Origin of the sequence: Micromonospora sp. NPDC051141 (genome assembly GCF_044455765.1) — a bacterium.
Taxonomy (GTDB): Bacteria; Actinomycetota; Actinomycetes; order Mycobacteriales; family Micromonosporaceae; genus Micromonospora.
This window is the reverse complement of record NZ_JBITFD010000009.1, coordinates 199,805-215,212: the sequence shown is the minus strand read 5'-3', so window position 1 is coordinate 215,212 and position 15,408 is coordinate 199,805. Positions and strand designations below refer to the sequence as shown.

16 protein-coding genes are annotated in these 15,408 nt (G+C 76.1%); 10 read left to right on the top strand and 6 right to left on the bottom strand.

Translation table 11 applies throughout. The features are described 5' to 3' along the window. The first annotated feature begins 1,207 nt into the window (after nucleotides 1–1,207). The 10 genes from ACIA6B_RS19000 to ACIA6B_RS18955 all read left to right on the top strand — a co-directional run bounded on the left by ACIA6B_RS19000 (nucleotide 1,208) and on the right by ACIA6B_RS18955 (nucleotide 10,206). Nucleotides 1,208–1,501, top strand: a complete 294-nt coding sequence (locus tag ACIA6B_RS19000; protein ID WP_396774916.1) for a hypothetical protein — start codon at nucleotides 1,208–1,210, stop codon at nucleotides 1,499–1,501. After that, nucleotides 1,501–2,262: a hypothetical protein gene (locus tag ACIA6B_RS18995; RefSeq protein WP_396774915.1), complete on the top strand. Its 762-nt coding sequence runs from the start codon at nucleotides 1,501–1,503 to the stop codon at nucleotides 2,260–2,262. The genes ACIA6B_RS19000 and ACIA6B_RS18995 overlap by 1 nt, the downstream gene beginning before the upstream one ends. 88 nt (nucleotides 2,263–2,350) lie before the next feature. Then, a complete protein-coding gene (locus ACIA6B_RS18990; protein WP_396774914.1) occupies nucleotides 2,351–3,922 on the top strand; it encodes a phage baseplate assembly protein V in 1,572 nt (523 codons plus the stop codon). Nucleotides 3,923–3,972: 50 nt separating this feature from the next. Next, nucleotides 3,973–4,260, top strand: a complete 288-nt coding sequence (locus ACIA6B_RS18985; protein ID WP_396774912.1) for a hypothetical protein — start codon at nucleotides 3,973–3,975, stop codon at nucleotides 4,258–4,260. Continuing rightward, nucleotides 4,257–4,751 carry a GPW/gp25 family protein gene (locus ACIA6B_RS18980; protein WP_396774910.1) on the top strand — a complete coding sequence of 165 codons (495 nt, stop codon included), beginning with the start codon at nucleotides 4,257–4,259 and terminating at the stop codon, nucleotides 4,749–4,751. Before ACIA6B_RS18985 ends, ACIA6B_RS18980 begins: the two co-directional genes overlap by 4 nt. Continuing rightward, nucleotides 4,748–7,414, top strand: a complete 2,667-nt coding sequence (locus tag ACIA6B_RS18975) for a putative baseplate assembly protein (RefSeq protein ID WP_396774909.1) — start codon at nucleotides 4,748–4,750, stop codon at nucleotides 7,412–7,414. Before ACIA6B_RS18980 ends, ACIA6B_RS18975 begins: the two co-directional genes overlap by 4 nt. After that, the gene (locus tag ACIA6B_RS18970) at nucleotides 7,395–8,027 is read left to right on the top strand and encodes a phage tail protein (protein WP_396774908.1); all 633 of its coding nucleotides are present in this window, start codon (nucleotides 7,395–7,397) and stop codon (nucleotides 8,025–8,027) included. Before ACIA6B_RS18975 ends, ACIA6B_RS18970 begins: the two co-directional genes overlap by 20 nt. Then, a complete protein-coding gene (locus ACIA6B_RS18965; RefSeq protein ID WP_396774906.1) occupies nucleotides 8,024–8,941 on the top strand; it encodes a hypothetical protein in 918 nt (305 codons plus the stop codon). Before ACIA6B_RS18970 ends, ACIA6B_RS18965 begins: the two co-directional genes overlap by 4 nt. After that, on the top strand, nucleotides 8,938–9,414 hold the full coding sequence (locus ACIA6B_RS18960) for a hypothetical protein (RefSeq protein WP_396774904.1): 477 nt from the start codon (nucleotides 8,938–8,940) through the stop codon (nucleotides 9,412–9,414). The genes ACIA6B_RS18965 and ACIA6B_RS18960 overlap by 4 nt, the downstream gene beginning before the upstream one ends. A 27-nt stretch (nucleotides 9,415–9,441) precedes the next feature. Then, nucleotides 9,442–10,206: a hypothetical protein gene (locus ACIA6B_RS18955; protein WP_396774902.1), complete on the top strand. Its 765-nt coding sequence runs from the start codon at nucleotides 9,442–9,444 to the stop codon at nucleotides 10,204–10,206. Here the strand turns inward: ACIA6B_RS18955 and ACIA6B_RS18950 are convergent. From ACIA6B_RS18950 to ACIA6B_RS18925, 6 genes are read right to left on the bottom strand one after another with little or no spacing between them, the layout of a single operon-like run. Further along, nucleotides 10,199–10,813, bottom strand: a complete 615-nt coding sequence (locus ACIA6B_RS18950) for a bifunctional 4-hydroxy-2-oxoglutarate aldolase/2-dehydro-3-deoxy-phosphogluconate aldolase (protein WP_396774900.1) — start codon at nucleotides 10,811–10,813, stop codon at nucleotides 10,199–10,201. The genes ACIA6B_RS18955 and ACIA6B_RS18950 overlap by 8 nt on opposite strands. Further along, the gene (locus tag ACIA6B_RS18945; protein ID WP_396774898.1) at nucleotides 10,810–11,793 is read right to left on the bottom strand and encodes a sugar kinase; all 984 of its coding nucleotides are present in this window, start codon (nucleotides 11,791–11,793) and stop codon (nucleotides 10,810–10,812) included. The genes ACIA6B_RS18950 and ACIA6B_RS18945 overlap by 4 nt, the downstream gene beginning before the upstream one ends. Beyond that, on the bottom strand, nucleotides 11,790–12,914 hold the full coding sequence (locus ACIA6B_RS18940; RefSeq protein ID WP_396774896.1) for a PmoA family protein: 1,125 nt from the start codon (nucleotides 12,912–12,914) through the stop codon (nucleotides 11,790–11,792). The genes ACIA6B_RS18945 and ACIA6B_RS18940 overlap by 4 nt, the downstream gene beginning before the upstream one ends. Then, nucleotides 12,911–13,555, bottom strand: coding sequence for a hypothetical protein (locus ACIA6B_RS18935; RefSeq protein WP_396774895.1), 645 nt, complete (start codon nucleotides 13,553–13,555; stop codon nucleotides 12,911–12,913). The genes ACIA6B_RS18940 and ACIA6B_RS18935 overlap by 4 nt, the downstream gene beginning before the upstream one ends. After that, nucleotides 13,552–14,424 (bottom strand): carbohydrate ABC transporter permease, encoded by an 873-nt coding sequence (locus tag ACIA6B_RS18930; protein WP_396774893.1) that lies wholly within the window; start codon nucleotides 14,422–14,424, stop codon nucleotides 13,552–13,554. The genes ACIA6B_RS18935 and ACIA6B_RS18930 overlap by 4 nt, the downstream gene beginning before the upstream one ends. Further along, nucleotides 14,421–15,404, bottom strand: coding sequence for a carbohydrate ABC transporter permease (locus ACIA6B_RS18925; RefSeq protein WP_396774891.1), 984 nt, complete (start codon nucleotides 15,402–15,404; stop codon nucleotides 14,421–14,423). The genes ACIA6B_RS18930 and ACIA6B_RS18925 overlap by 4 nt, the downstream gene beginning before the upstream one ends. Nucleotides 15,405–15,408 lie beyond the last annotated feature (4 nt).

Here is a 15,408-nt window from a genome sequence, read left to right as displayed (position 1 = left end):
TTCCGACCTCATTCCCGACGCAAACTCCTTGATCACCGAGCGGCCCGCGAGTGCCGGCGTGGGGTGGGGCTGGGTGGAACGGTTGAGGCGGGCGTGGCGGACACGCCCGACAGGTGTCGGCTCCCGGCGGATCGGCTCGCCGAGATCTTGGTATGAAACGGCCTCTCTGAGGGCCGCTTCGTACCAAGATCTTCAGGGCCCCTCGATGGTGGGGACGAGTGTCCCGCGCCGTGGCATCACGGGGAGCGATGGGCGGTGGCCCTACGGCTTCCCTTTCCCGGCGGCGGTCCTCGACTCCGACCCGAACGGCGAGACGGCGTGGACCGACGGGGAGTCGTACCCCGCTCCGAGTGACGCGGGCGCGGAACCGGGCCGGGTGTCGACGGGCCGGGTGCCGACGGGCCGGGTGCCGACGGGCCGGGATCTGACCGGTACGGAACCGGCGTGGCGGGGCTTGCCGGCGGCCTGGGCCGATCCGACATGGGCCGCGCCTCAGGGCGCGTCTCAGGGCGCGTCTCAGGGCGCGTCTCAGGGCGCGTCTCAGGGCGCGTCTCAGGGCGCGTCTCAGGGCGCGTCTCAGGCGGTGTCCTCCGGCCTCGCGGCGGATGCCGGATCCCGCCCTGCCGGATCCCGCCCTGCCCGATCCTGGGCTGCCAGATCCTGGGCTGCCGGGTACCGGGCTGCCGGGTCAGCCGCACCTGACGCGGCGGCTTCCGGAGCCTCAGCGGCAACCGGCGGCGGCGCACCGATACGTCCCGGCACACCGGGGCGCGACGACGGCGCGTACTCGGCCGCCACCGGATGGCCGGGTGGCACCGCAGGCTCGGTCGGCGCACCGGAACGGAGCAGCAGACCGGGACACGCCCCATCGAGTAACGACGGCACGCCCGGCCACGACGGCATCCCCGGGTCGAGCGCCGTAGCCGGCGCGGCCCGCGCGGCCGGGTTGGCCGGGGCCGACCGATCAGGGTGGCGAGCACGGCGTGCGGGATGGTCCGACCGGGTCACGGACGGGGTGGACGTACCCGGTGGGGCCGGGCCGGACTGGTCGCGTGCGCCGGGCCGACACGCGGCGGCTGACTCCCGTCGTGGCGGCCGGGAGCCGGCCGGCGTCACCGCCGGGCCCACGGAGGCGGCGCGTCCGCTCCCTCTCCGGCCGCAGAGATCGGTCGACGGGGCCGGCGCGGAGCGCGGCGGCGAGTTCCCGGTGCCGTTGTCGTGGCGACGACCGTACCCGTCGACGCCTCCGGCGTCGCACGACGTGGGCCGGCGCCGTCCGGTCGGCCCATGGCCGGCCCTGCCCGACGAGACCGGCGCGGACCGGGCCGGCGGCGTCGGGCGACCGGGCGAGGTGGGACAGCCGAGCGGGGCGGCGGAGGCCGGCACGGCGTACCGGGACCCGTGGCCGGCGCTACCTGACGAGCCGTCGCCCCGGGCGTCGGCCGCGCGGGTCGCCCGGTTCCGGGACGCCCTGCTGGACCGGGAACAGGCGGGTGGCTGATGGAACGCGTCGCCTTCCTCGTGGACGAGTCGGGCACCCGGATCGACTGCCTGCTCAATCCGGAGACCGTGCAGGTCACCCGGCTGGCCGGGATACGCCCGCGCGGCGGACCGGACGGGTCGCTCACCGGCGCCGGCCTCGCCGACGACCCGTTGGTCTTCACCGGCGGCGGGCGCACCGAACTGGTGCTGGACCTGCTCTTCGACATCGACTTCGTGGAGTCCCCGGCCCGCCCCGACGACGTCCGCGCGCTGACCCGTCCGCTGTGGATGCTCGCCGAGAACTCGGCCGTCGAGCACGGCTGGCCCCGTCCGCCGCTGGTCCGGCTGGTCTGGGGCAAGACCTGGAACGTGCCGGGTGTGATCGCGGCGATCGCGGAACGCTTCGACGCGTTCACGCTCACCGGCACGCCCCGACGTTCCTGGCTGCGGCTACGGCTGGTCCGGGTGGCGGAGAGCGCCGAGGCGGCCCAGGCCGGCTTCGAGGCGGAACTGGCCGCGGCGAGCACCCCGACCGTGACGCCCGGCTCGGCGGTGGTGGCCGCCGCGGACGGCGCGGCCGAGCCGGGCTGGTCGGGTGTGCGCTTCGACCTGCTCGCCCACGACGCGTTGGGGTCCCCGCTGCGCTGGCGGCTGCTCGCCGAGCACAACCGGATCACCGACCCGCTCACGGTGCCGGCCGGCACCGCGCTGGCGGTGCCGGCGTCCGTCCTCGCCACGCCTCCGCTCGACGCCACCACCACGACGGGAGGTACGCCGTGACCGCGCCCGCGCCGGTGGCGCGCGATTGCCACGACGATCCCGGCCACGGCCGGCCGGGGGCGGGCCACGCGACGACCGGAGGCGTGCGGTGAACCGGGCGGCGGCGGTACGCGTGGACGGCCGGCCGCTGGCCGACCCGACGCGGCTGCGCGGGATCCGGGTCGCCGCCCGGCTGGACCGGCCGACGCAGTGCGAGCTGGCGCTGGCCACCGCGCCCGGCCCGGCTGCCCTCGACCCACCGGTACGCCCCGGCGCGGCGCTCGACGTCCGCCTCGACGGCCACCCGGACGCGTTGTTCACCGGCGAGGTGACCGCCGTCGAGGTGGAGTACGCCGGCGACGGCGCCGCGCTGCTGCGGATCCGGGCGTACGACCCGCTGCACCGGCTGCGCAAGCGGCAGGAGCTGCGGGTGTTCGAGTCGGTCACCGCCGCCGAGCTGGCCGCGGAGCTGTGCGCCGGGCTGGGGCTGGCGGTGGTCGCCGAGGTCGACGGGCCGCGCCTGGACCGGCTGCTCCAGCACCGGCACACCGACCTGGAGCTGCTGTGCGAGGTGGCCGGCCGGGCCGGGCTGCACCTGGGCGTGGACGGGGACCGGCTGCGGCTGCTCACCCTCGACGGGCACGGCGAGCCGGTGCCGTTGACGCTCGGCGGGACCGTGCACACGCTGCGGATCACCGAGAACCTGGACCGGGCCGGCGCGGAGTGCGCGGCGCTGGGCTGGCACCCGCAGCGCGCCGAGCCGCTCGGGCAGCGGGCCGACGAGGCGCGCAGCGGACGGCGGATCCCGCTGCGCCCGGAGCCGGGCGACGTCGGCGCGGACGGGGTGCGTACCGCGGTGGACCAGCCGGGGCGCAGCGACGACGAGCTGGCCGCGCTGGCCCAGGCCGGGCTGGACGCGCGGGTCGCCGCGCTGGTCACGGTCGAGGGCACGGCCGGGGGCGACCCGGCGTTGCGGCCGGGCCGGCGGATCGCGCTGGCCGGCGTCCCGGATCCGGTGGCCGGCGTGTACGTGCTGACCGAGGTGGTGCACACGGTGGACGCGGACGGCCACCTGACCCGGTTCTCCACCGCCCCGCCCGAGCCGCCGCCGGTCACGGCGCCGCCGGCGGCGACCGTCACGCTCGGCACGGTCACCGCCGTCGACGACCCGGACGGGCTGGGCCGGGCCCGGGTGACGCTGCCGGCGTACGGGGACCTGGACGCCGGCTGGCTCGCCGTGCTGTGTCCGGGCGCGGGCCGGGGCAAGGGGATCGTCGCGCTGCCCGACCCGGAGGACACCGTGCTGGTGGCGTTGCCCGGCGGCGAGCCGACCTCGGGCGTGGTGCTCGGTTCGCTGTTCGGCGCCGTCGAGCCGTACGACGCGGGGATCGTCTCCGGCCGGTCCCGCCGCTGGTCGATACGGACCGGCACCGGCCAGTCCATCGTGATCGACGACGACGGGCGCACGCTGCGGCTGGCCACCGACGCGGGCAGCTTCGTCGAGCTGCGCCCCGAACTGACCACCGTGCACGCCGCCGGTGACCTGGTGCTCTCCGCGCCCGGCCGGGCCATGGTGGTGCGCGCGAAGACCGTCGACTTCCTGCACGCCCCGGCGGCCGAGGACGCGCAGACCGCCGCCGCCCAGGCCCGTACGCTCGCTCGTTCCTCCGGAGGTGGCTGATGCGCTGGATCCACCGCGACTCGTTGATCACTTGTGGCCATGACGGGCGGGTGACGAACCGCCCGTCGCAGCACTGGGTCACCGTGCGGGGCGTGCCGGCGCTGGTGCGGCCCGACCCGGTGGGACGGGACGTCACCGCCTGCCCGAACTACGGCCCGACGGTCAAACCCTGCCTGCACACGATGACCGTGACGGTCGGCTACAGCGCCTGGGTCCGGGTGGACCGGCAGCCGGTGGTGCTGTCGCACCTGGACGGCCTCACCGACGGCACACCGCCGGGCACCGTGCACCACCAGGTCCGCGACCCGCGGCAGATGTTCCTGGGGGCGGACCGATGAGGGCGTTCCGGTTCGTCGGCGCCGGCTTCGACGCCGGCCGCGCCGGCGGCCTGGCGTTGACCGCGGCCGGCGGGCTCGCCATGACCGAGGGCGACGAGACGGTACGCCAGGCGCTGTGCCTGCTGCTGTCCACCACGCCGGGCGAGCGGTTGATGCGTCCCGGGTACGGGTCGCGGCTGCACCGGTTGGTCTTCGCGCCCAACGACGACACCACCGCCGGGCTGGCCATCCACTACGTGCGGCAGGCGATCCGGCGCTGGGAGCCGCGGGTGGAGGTGCTCGACGTGGACGCCGGCCCGGACCCGGACGCCCCGTGGCGCCTGGTGATCCGGCTGGACTACCGGGTGCGGGCCAGCCTCTCCCCCGGCCAGCTCGTCTTCTCCGTCGACCTGCTGCCGCCCGACGACGAGCCCGGCGGCCCGGGCGACGACCCGGGCGACCGACCCGGCGGCGGGGTCGCCGGCCGGCCCGGTGAGGAGGCCAGGCCATGACGCTGCCGGTGCCGCACCTGGACGACCGCGCCTTCCTCGACCTGGTCACCGAGGCCCGGGAACGGATCCGCCGCTCCTGCCCGGACTGGACGGACCTGTCCGCGCACGACCCGGGGATGGCGTTGCTGGAGGCGTTCGCCTACCTGACCGAGGTGATGATCTACCGGCTGAACCAGTTGCCGGAGAAGGCGTACGTGGCGTTCCTGAACCTGCTCGGCGCGACCCGGCACCCGCCGGCGGCGGCCTGGGCGGACGTGCGCCTGACCCGCACCGGCCCCGACCGCGGCCCGGTGCGGGTGCCGGCCGGCACCCGGATCGCCGCGGCCCGCGGCGCCGACCCCCGGCCGGTGGTCTTCGTGACCACCGAACCGGCCCTGCTGCCGGCCGGCGAGACCGAGACGACGGTACGCGTGCACCACTGCGAGCCGGTCGACGCGGAGCTGCTGGGCACCGGCACCGGCCAGCCCGGCCAGACGTTCCGGGCCGCCCGCGCGCCGTTGACCCGCACCACCGAGGCGCTGGACCTGCTGCTCGGCGTGGAGGTGCCGGCCGGCTCGGTGGAGCTGGGCGCCGCGGCCCGCGAGCACGAGGGCCGCACGTACGAGATCTGGCGGCCGGTGGACAGCTTCGCCGGCGTCGGCCCGCAGGCCAGGGTCTACCTGGTCGACCGCTCCTCCGGGGTGGTCACGTTCGCGCCCGCGCTGGACCTGCGCCCGGCCGCCGGCGACGGGAGCGGGCCGGACGCCGGGAGCGCCCCGACCGACGAGGGGACGGCCGGGGCGCCGACGGCGGCCGGGGTGACCACGGTGGCGGCGGTGCCGCCGGCCGGGCGGCAGGTGCGGCTCTGGTACCGGTGCGGCGGCGGGCCGGCCGGGAACGTGGCCGCCGGCGTGCTGACCAGCCTGCGCGACCCGCTGCCGGGGCTGCGGGCGGTGAACCCGCTGCCGGCCACCGGCGGCCGGGACCTGGAGTCGCTGGAGTCGGTGCTGGCCCGCGGGCCGTACGAGTTCTTCGCCCAGCAGCGGGCGGTCACCGCCCGCGACTTCGAGGTCCTCGCCACCGGCTCCGGCGCGGTGGCGCGGGCACGGGCGTTCACCCGGGCCGCCGTCTACAGCTTCGCCCGGCCGGGCGAGGTGGAGGTGGTGCTGGTGCCGTACGTGCCGGAGGCGGCCCGCCCCGGCGGCCGACTGCCGATGGCGGTGCTGCGTGAGCACGAGGTCGAGGAGGCGCGCCGCCGGGTCGAGGCCGACCTGGAACGCCGCCGCGCGCTGGGCACGGCGGTGCGGGCCGGCTGGGCCCGATACAAGGCGGTCTCGGTCCGGGCCCGGGTGGTGGTGCGCCGCGAGGAGGACGTGGACGCGGTCCGTCGGCGCATCCACGACCGGCTGCACCAGACGCTCAGCCCGCTGCCCACGACGCTCAACCCGACCGGCTGGGCGTTCGGCGAGCCGCTGCGCGCGTCGAACGTCTACCGGATGCTGGAGCACGCCGAGCCGGGCGTGCGGTACGTCGAGTCGGTGCGGTTCGTGGTCGACGAGGCGCCGGACGCGCAGGTGCGGACCGTCGCGGTGGACCAGTACCAGCCGGACACCTGGTACGCCGGGCGCGGGCCGGTGCTGTTCCGCTCGACCGACGCGGGCGCGGGCTGGGAGCCGGCCGGCCGGTTCGACGACGAGACGGTCGTCCGGGTGGCGCCCGCGCCCGCCCCGACCCGCCCCGGCGTGGTGCCCCGGGCCGGTTCGGTGGCGGTGGTGACCGCCCGCGATGCCGGCGGCTCCCGGGTGCGGCTGAGCACCGACCTGGGCGAGACGTGGACGCTGCTCACCGACCTCGACTCCGGCGTGCGGGACCTGGCCTGGATCGACCGGGACGGCACCGGCGCGCTGCTGCTGGCCACCGACGCGGGCCTGTACGAGGTGCCGCTGCTGCCCGGCGCGGTGCCGTTGCAGATCCTGGTCGACCCGGCCGACGCCGACCGCGGCTTCTACGCGGTGCGGTCGTTCGTCTCCGAGCGCGGCGCGCCCGGCGTGGCGGTCGCCGCGCAGGCCGGCTTCGGCGTCTACCTGTCCGTCGCGGCCGGCCGCCCCGGCACGTTCAGTCACGTCGGCCTGGCCAACGTGGACAACCGGGTCCTCGCGGTGCAGTACGACGGGCCGGCCACGCTGCTGTGGTGCGGCGCGGGCGAGCCGGACCCGAAGAAGCCCGGCCAGGGCGCGCACCGCACCCGGCTGTTCGAGTCCGACGTGCAGTGGCAGTCGATGGCCGCCGGCTGGATCGGCGGCACCTGCCGGGACCTGGCGTTCAGCGGGCCGCTGGCGCTGGCGGCCACGCAGAGCGGCGGCGTGGTCCGGCTGGACACCCTCGCCGGGCAGCCGCAGTGGCGGCCGGTGATGGTCAACTGCGGGCTGCCGCTGCGGGACCGGACCCGGTTCTCGCCTGTCGACGCCATCGCCGCCACCGCGCCGACCGACCCGTCCGGCGCCGGTCGGCTGGTGCTGGCCGGCGGCGAGCGCGGCGTGTACCGCAGCGGTGACGGCGAGGACTGGGCGGCCAGCGCGAACCAGGCCACCGCCGACGTGGTCACCGTCCCCGGCACCTGGCTGCTCTGCTCCGGCGAGCACGACATCGAGGTGGTGCGGCAGGATGCGCCGGACCGCGATTGAACGGCTGCTGCCGGCCGCGTACCAGCGGGCCGCCGGGCCGGGCAGCGTGCTGGGCGCGCTGCTGGACGTGATGGAGACGCTGCACGCCCCGGACGAGGCGGTGCTCGCCGACGTCGACGCGCTGTTCGGGCCGTACCGGACGCCGGACGGGTTCGTCGCGTACCTGACCCGCTGGGTGGCGATGGACCACGTGGTCGCCACGCCGCGCGCCGACGCGCCGCCGCCGCTGCCACTGGGCCGGCTGCGGGACCTGGTCGCGCACGGCGCGCTGCTGGCCCGCTGGCGCGGCACCCCGTACGGGATGCGCACCGCGCTGGAACTGGCCACCGGGGTGACCGGGTTCGTGCTGGACGAACCGGCCGACCGGCCGTTCCACCTGGTGGTGCGCGTGCCACCGGCCGCCGTGGACCGGCTGGCGCTGATCGGCCGGATCGTCGAGGCGGAGAAGCCGGCGGCGGTCACCGTCGAGGTGGTCGCCGCCCCGGCCGACGCGCCCCACGACCCACCCACCGCTCCGGCCGACGACCCGTCCCCACCCGGACCGGTACGCGCGGTCGGCCGGGCGTCCGTGCCCCCACCCCCGCCCCACGAGCCGCCGGAGGAGCCGTCATGACCACCGAATGGACCGTCGTCGCCGCCGCCGAACAGTTCACCCTGGACGCCCGCAACACCGGGGAGTTGACCTTCACGGTGTCCAACCCGGGTCCGGCGCCGGACACGGTGGTGTTCGACGTGGCACCGGGCGAGGGCAGCCAGCGGGCCTGGTTCACGGTCACCGAGCCGCAGCGGGTGGTGGCCGGCCAGGGCTCGGTGTCGGTGCTGGTCCGCCTCGCCGTGCCGGCCGGCACCCCGCCCCGGCGGTACGACATGACCGGGTTCGCGTACTCGGCGAACACCGCCCCGGAGGAGAGTTCCCGGTCCAGCGGCCGGGTGACGTACGACGTGCGGGCGGTCGCGCCGCCGAAGCGTACGCCGTGGCCGTGGCTGGCCGCCGCGGCGGTGCTGCTGCTGGTGGTGACCGGCGTGGCGGTCTGGCTGGTGACCCGCCCGGAACAGCCGCCCCCGCCCCGGCCGGCGGCGGTGACCGTGGAGGCGGAGACGCTGGTGGCCGCCGCCGAGGTCCGGTCCACCACGGCCGCGAAGGCCGAGGTGGTGGCGCAGGACAACTGCTGCGACGTGACGTGGTCCGGCGACGCGCAACTGTTCTTCCTGGGCCGGGCGGTCGGCGACCGGGTGACCGTGCCGGTGGACCTGCCGGCGGACGGCGCCTGGCGGTTCTCCACCGTGCGTACCACCTCGTACGACTACGCGAACACCATCTGGCTGGTCGACGGCCGGCAGGTCGGCGACACGTTCCTCGGCTTCACGCCGACCGTGGTGCGCACCGACGACGTGGAGGTGGGCACGCTGGAGCTGACCCGGGGCACACACCGGCTGACGCTGGTGGTGGTGAGCCGGACCCAGGGCACCGACCGCTACTTCGCCGGCGTCGACCAGATCCGGTTCACCCCCGTCGGCCAACCATGAGTGGTCGGCAGAAGCTGCTGGTGGTCGCGCTGGCCGGGCTGCTGGTGGTGCTCTACGTGGTGGCGGTGGCCGGGCGGCACGACGGCCCCGGCGACCCGGCCGCCGGGCCGGGACCGCTGGCCCGGCTGGGACGCGGCGTCGGCGCGGTGGACCCGGCGACGGTGGGCGTGGCGTGCGTGCCGCCGGCCACCGCCCCGACCGCCACCGCCGACGGGGTGGTGGTCGCATTCGGCGCCACCTGCCGGCTGCGCGTCGCCGACCCGGGCGCGCTGCGCACGCTGGTGCTGCGCGGCGTGACGCCGTTCGAGGTGACCGCCCGCGCGCCCGGGGACGCGGACGTCACGGTCACCGACGAGGTCACGCCGGGGCCGGACGGGGCGACGCTGGCGAAGGTGGCGGTGGACCGGGAGACCGAGGTGCTCCTGCGGTGCCCGGGAGGTGGCGGGTGCACGGTCACGCTCGCCCGGTCCTGACCGGGCCCGACTGCGCGGAGGCGCGCCATGGGTGAGCTGCGGAAGCCGTTCCTGCTGCTGGCGCTGCTGGCGGTGGCGCTGGTGGTGGGCGTGGAGCTGGGCGCGGCGGCGTTGACCGGCGGCGGGGACGCGGGCGCCGCGCTGCGGGACAGCGCCGGTGGGCTCGGCGTCGAGCTGGGCGACGTCGGCGCGGTGGCCGAGCCGTCCGGTCGGGGCACCGGCTACCTGGCGCTGATCGACGTGGTGGCGCTCTGGACGACCGGGCTGTTCGCGCTGAGCCTGGTGCTGCCCGACCGGGTCCAGGGCCGGGTGCAGGGCGCGGCCACGCTGGTCTTCTCGGTGGTGCTGCTGCTGGTGTCGCTGGTGCTGCTGGTCGTCGCGTTCGTCGAGCTGACGGTGATGGTCTCGCTGTTCCTGGCGGTCCCGTTCGGCACGCTGGCGTACCTCGCGGTGTGGGGGTTCTTCCCGGTCGGCGACGCGGCCGTGCTGCTCGGGCTGGCGCTGCTGCTCAAGCTGGTCTGGGCCGGGCTGCTGCTGGCCGCGCAGCCGCGCTTCCTGCGCAACAAGGGGCTGGTGCTGCTGGCGTCGACCACGCTGCTGTGCACCCTGGTGTTGCAGTTCCTGCACGGCCTGGTGCCGGTGATCCTGGTCAGCGTCGTCGACGACCTGGGCGCGGTGGTCTTCGCGGTGGTGGCGATCATCTGGGCGCTGGTGCTGTTGGTCGGCTCGATCCCGGCGATCGTCAAGGCGGTGCGGACCACCGCGACGACGTCCGGCCGCACCGTCAGCTGACCGGGTCGCCGGTGGCGAGCGCCGCCAGGCGCGGGAGCTGCGCCGGGTCGGTGAGCGCCGAACCGACCGCCACCACGCGTACGCCGGCGGCCAGGAAGTCGCCCGCGTTGCCGGCGTCGATGCCGCCGGTGGCCACGAACCGTGCCTCCGGCAGCGGCCCGGCGACCGCCCGGAACCAGGCCGGGCCGAGACTGACCGCCGGGAACGCCTTGAGCCAGACCAGGCCGTGGTCGAGCGCCCGCTGCGCCTCGGTCGGGGTGGCCACGCCGGGCAGGTGCGGAATGCCGTAGCCGCGCGCCGTGTCCGAGACGGCCAGGTCCAGGCCGGGGGCGACGGTGAACGCCGCGCCGGCGCTCATCGCCTGACGGACCTGCGCCGGGGTGCGGACCGTGCCGGCGCCGACGAGCCGGTCCCGGCGCCGTCCGGCGGTGACCGCAGCGCTCAGCGCGGGCACCGCCGCGGGGGTGCGGATCGGGACCTCCACCACGCCGATGCCGAGATCCCAGGCCAGTTCCGCGAGCCGGACCGTCTCCTCCGGCGGCAGGTCGCGCAGGATCACCATGACCCGCCCGTCGCCGAACAGCGGTGCGAAGTCGTGCTCGGTCATGTGCCGCTCCCTTCGTCGCGGCGCCTCGGCGGCGCCGCCCATTCCCGGTCCGTCAGCGCCAGCGCCCGGGCGATCCCGGCCGGATCGGGCGGCGGCGCGGTGTCGCCCGGCGTGGCCAGCACCGGCGCGGCGGTGAGATGACCCATCCGCAGGCAGGCGCGCAGGTCGAGGTCGTGCAGCAGCCCGGCGAGGAAGCCGGCGGCGAACGCGTCCCCGGCGCCGACCGGCTCCACCACGTCCACCGGGGGCGTCGGCACGAAGACCGCCGGCCCGGTACGCGGCAGCGCGGTCGCGCCGACCGGCCCGTCCTTGACCACCACCAACTCCGGCCCGGACAGCAGGTCGCGGACGGCGGCCGGGTCGGCGCTGCCCCACAGTGTCGCCGCCTCGTCCAGCCCGACGAGCACCACGTCGGCGCGGTCGGCCAGGTCGCGCAGCGCCGGCGCGGCCCGGTCGGCGGGCCAGAGCGCCGGACGGTGGTTCACGTCGAACGTGGTCCGGGCACCGGGCAGCGCCCGCCCGGTCAGCGCGGACGCGAGCAACTCCCGGCAGGAGTCGGAGAGCGCGGCGGTGATCCCGGACAGGTGCAGCAGCCGCACCCCGGCCAGCCGCGGGTCGGCCAGGTCCGACGCGTCGAGCCGGCTCGCCGCGGACCCGGCGCGGTGGTAGTGCACGCGGGTGCCGGCCGGGCCGGGATCCTTGAGGTAGACGCCGGTCGGCGCGGCCGGGTCGACCGTGACCGTGCGGACGTCCACCCCGGCGGCGGCGATCTCGGCGACCACCCGGCGGCCGAACGGGTCGTCGCCGACCCGGCTGACCCAGGCGGCGCGGTGACCGAGCCGGGCCAGGCTCATGGCCACGTTGGACTCCGCGCCCCCGACGCCGACCACCAGCCGGTCGGCGTGCTCCAGCGGCCCGCCGTCGTCGGGCGCGAGCACCACCATGGTCTCCCCCACGCAGGCGACCTCCGGGCCGGTCAAGGTGTGCCCCTTGTGCGCGACTGCGGGGCTCGCGACCCCGGCTCACTCCTCGCGCTCACGGTGCCCACCTTTGTGCGCGACTGCGGGGCTCGCAACCCCGGCTCACTCCTCGCGCTCACGGTGCCCACCTTTGTGCGCGACTGCGGGGCTCGCAACCCCGGCTCACTCCTCGCGCTCACGGGAGCCGCCATCCGTTCCGCGACCTCGGCCCGGTCCAGGTGGCCGTCGACGACGAGCACCCGGTGCCGGTTGTGGCGCGGCCGGTCGGCGGCGACCACCGCCGGGCGGTCGAACGCGTACGCGACACAGACGCCCGGGTACATCGCGGTGCGGACGAACCACCTGTCGCCCGGCCCGAGTCCGCTGAACACCAGCGTGTACGCGGCGCCGCCGGGCCCGGCGCCGGACAGCGCCAGCCAGGGCGCGGCCGAGCCGTTGACCGCCTCCTCGCCGGCCGCGTCCACGGTGCACACCCGGGGTTCCGGGCCGGCAACGGCCCGCCAGAAGAAACCGCCGTAGCCGGCGCCGCCGGGGCGGCCGTTGGTGGCCGGGCTGCCCAGGTGGACGTCGGCGCCGGTGGCCGACGTGAACGTGGCGGACAGGTCGAGCCGCCAGGCGTCGTCGCCGGCCGGCGCGGCGGTGAGCCGACGGTGCTCGCGCAGCAGCGTCCGGCCGTCGGCGTCCCGCCAGTCGAGGTCGTGGTCGAGCCGGTCGGCGGTCCGCTCCCGCCAGCCGGTGTGGGCGATGACGCCGTGGTCGTCCCGCCAGGTGTAGCCGGTGCCGCGCACGTACGTCCGGCCGCCCCAGAAGTTGGCGCCGGCCACGTCCGGCACGGTGAGGGACGCGCCGAGGTGCCAGACGTGGTCGGCCGGGATCGCGTCGGTGACCGGGGTGCCGGCGCGGGTACGCACCGGATGCAGGTAGGGCCGCGGGCCGTGGCGCGGGTCGAGGTCGGGGCGGACCAGGTAACGGGCCACCTCGACCCCGGCCACGACCAGCCGCTCCTCGCCGGAGTCGGCGTCGGCGACGAATCCCGGCGCGACGGCGGCACGGGAATCGGCGGCGGCACGGGAATCGCCGGCGGCACGGGAATCGGCGGCGGTACGGGGATCGGCGGTCACGACGGCTCCGGTCCGAGCGCGGCGGGGTGGGCGTCCGCCGGTTCCGCGGCGCGCGCCCGGCGTCGGGCGTCGACCGCGTGCAGCGCGGCGAGGGCGTACCCGCCGAGGATCGGCACCGCCACCGGAGTGACGAGCGCGGCGAGCAGCGCGGCGAGCCCGCCGATCCCGGCCGCGGCGGCCCAGCCGCCGGGGTGTCGGGCGCAGACGCGGGCCACCTCGCGGGCGGCCCGGCGCCACCCCCGGCCGCCGATGCGCCCGACCGCGACGGCGACCAGGCCGGCGTACCCGAGCAGGGCCGTGACCACGACGGCGGTGACCGCCAGGGCGGGCCCGCCGCCGGGCGCCCGGCCGGTGGCCAGCGCCCACATGTCGACGGTGAGGAGCGCGGCGACCGCGAGCACGACGGCGCTGACCGCCGTGCCGGCGGGCACCGCGCGGCCGAACCGGGTCAGGCTGGTCCGGGCCGGCGGCCAACTCCCGGTGGCGGACCGGTCGTGCAGCGCGGCGGAGGCGGTGGCGACGGCCGGGGCGAGCGTGAGCACCGGCAGCGACACCGCCGCCACGGCGAGCCCGAGCAGCGCCAGGTCGGCCGCCTCGGCCACGGTGTCCCGCCAGTCCCGGCGGGGGGCCTCGGCGCTCATCCCTTCAGCCCGCTGGTGTTGATGCCCTCGACCAGCATCCGCTGGAAGGCGAGGAAGAACAGGAACACCGGCAGCAGCGACAGCACCGACATGGCGAACATCGGGCCGACCGCGCTCTGGCTGGTCGAGTCGATGAACAGGGTCAGCGCCACCGGGACGGTGTAGTCCTCCAGCGTGGACAGGAAGACCAGTTGGCGGAAGAAGTCGTTCCAGGTCCAGATGAACGAGAAGATCGCGGTGGTGACCAGCGCGGGGCGGCTCAGCGGCAGGATCACGTGCCGGAAGACGCCGTACGGCGACGCGCCGTCGATCTTGGCGGCCTCGTCCAGCTCGCGGGGGATGCCGCGCATGAACTGCACCATGAGGAAGACGAAGAACGCCTCGGTGGCCAGGAAGTGCGGGATGAGCAGGGGTAGGTACGGCCAGTCGCCGCCGACCAGGCCGAGGCTGCGGAACAGGATGTACTGCGGCACGATCAGCACGTGCCCGGGTAGCAGCAGGGTGCCGATCATGACGGTGAACCACGCCTTGCGGAACCGGAACCGCAACCGCCCCAGGGCGTACGCGGCCAGCAGGCAGGACAGCGCGTTGCCGACCACGGTGAGCAGGCTGACCATGGCGCTGTTGAGGAAGAACCGGCCGAAGCCGACGTCGAAGTTCGTCCAGCCCTCGGCGTAGTTGCCGGGGGTGAACTCCGTTGGCAGCAGGCCGATGTTGTTGACGATCTCGGCCGGCGACTTGACCGAGGTGCCGAGCATCCAGATCAGCGGGTAGAGCACCACCGCCACGATCGCCACGAGCACCACCAGGCGCAGCGCCTGCCGGTTGCGCGGGCGGCGGCGGCCGGCGACGGCGGTCACCGCGGTCATGAGTCGTCCCCTCCGTCCGAGTAGTGCACCCAGAACCGGCCGGTGCTGAAGAACACGGCCGTGATGAGCGCGATGGCCAGCAGGAACACCCAGGCCATCGCCGAGGCGTAGCCCATCTCCAGGTCGGTGAAGCCGGAGATGTAGAGCTTGAGCGTGTACATCAGGGTGGAGTCGACCGGGCCGCCGGTGCCGTTGCTGAGCACGAACGCGGCGGTGAAGCCCTGGAAGCCGTGGATGGTCTCCAGCACCAGGTTGAAGAAGATCACCGGGGACAGCATGGGCAGGGTGACCGCGCGGAACCGTCGCCAGGTGCCGGCGCCGTCCACGGCCGCCGCCTCGTACAGCTCGACCGGGACCTGCTTGAGCCCGGCCAGGAAGATCACCATGGGCGCGCCGAACTGCCAGATCGCCAGCACCATCAGTGTCTGGAGCGCCCAGTCCGGGTCGGCGACCCAGGGCAGCCCCTCGATGCCGAAGAGCGCGAGGAACGAGTTGAACGCGCCGTCGCGGTTGAACATGTTGACCCAGACGATGGCGAGCGCGACGCTGCCGCCGAGCAACGACGGCAGGTAGAACAGGCCGCGGAACAGCCCGACGCTACGCCAGGTGCGGTTGAGCAGCAGCGCCACGCCGAGCGCGGCGGCCAGCTTCAGCGGCACGGCGACGAGCGCGAACGTCAGCGTGACCCGCACCGCGTGCCAGTACGACGGGTCGGCGGTGAACATCCGCTCGTAGTTGTCCAGCCCGACCCAGCGCACCTCGGACAGCGGGGTGAGGATGTCGTAGTCGGTGAAGCTCAGCCAGAGTGAGAGCAGCATGGGGATCGCCGTGACGCCCATCAGTCCGATGAGCCAGGGCGAGAGGAAGACGTACCCTGCCAGGCCCTCGCCGAGCCGGGCCCGGCCGGCCCCGCGCCGCGTGGGGCGGGGGCCGACCGGTCCGGTTCGCGGGCTCCGGCCGGGCGCCGTGGTGAGGGCCACGGGT

Coding starts and splice junctions, on each gene's coding strand:
- ACIA6B_RS18965 (WP_396774906.1), top strand. CDS start 8,024: ATGACCACCGAATGGACCGTCGTCGCCGCCGCCGAACAGTTCACCCTG.
- ACIA6B_RS18960 (WP_396774904.1), top strand. CDS start 8,938: ATGAGTGGTCGGCAGAAGCTGCTGGTGGTCGCGCTGGCCGGGCTGCTG.
- ACIA6B_RS18975 (WP_396774909.1), top strand. CDS start 4,748: ATGACGCTGCCGGTGCCGCACCTGGACGACCGCGCCTTCCTCGACCTG.
- ACIA6B_RS18955 (WP_396774902.1), top strand. CDS start 9,442: ATGGGTGAGCTGCGGAAGCCGTTCCTGCTGCTGGCGCTGCTGGCGGTG.
- ACIA6B_RS18950 (WP_396774900.1), bottom strand. CDS start 10,813: ATGACCGAGCACGACTTCGCACCGCTGTTCGGCGACGGGCGGGTCATG.
- ACIA6B_RS18935 (WP_396774895.1), bottom strand. CDS start 13,555: ATGAGCGCCGAGGCCCCCCGCCGGGACTGGCGGGACACCGTGGCCGAG.
- ACIA6B_RS18995 (WP_396774915.1), top strand. CDS start 1,501: ATGGAACGCGTCGCCTTCCTCGTGGACGAGTCGGGCACCCGGATCGAC.
- ACIA6B_RS18980 (WP_396774910.1), top strand. CDS start 4,257: ATGAGGGCGTTCCGGTTCGTCGGCGCCGGCTTCGACGCCGGCCGCGCC.
- ACIA6B_RS18970 (WP_396774908.1), top strand. CDS start 7,395: ATGCGCCGGACCGCGATTGAACGGCTGCTGCCGGCCGCGTACCAGCGG.
- ACIA6B_RS18930 (WP_396774893.1), bottom strand. CDS start 14,424: ATGACCGCGGTGACCGCCGTCGCCGGCCGCCGCCGCCCGCGCAACCGG.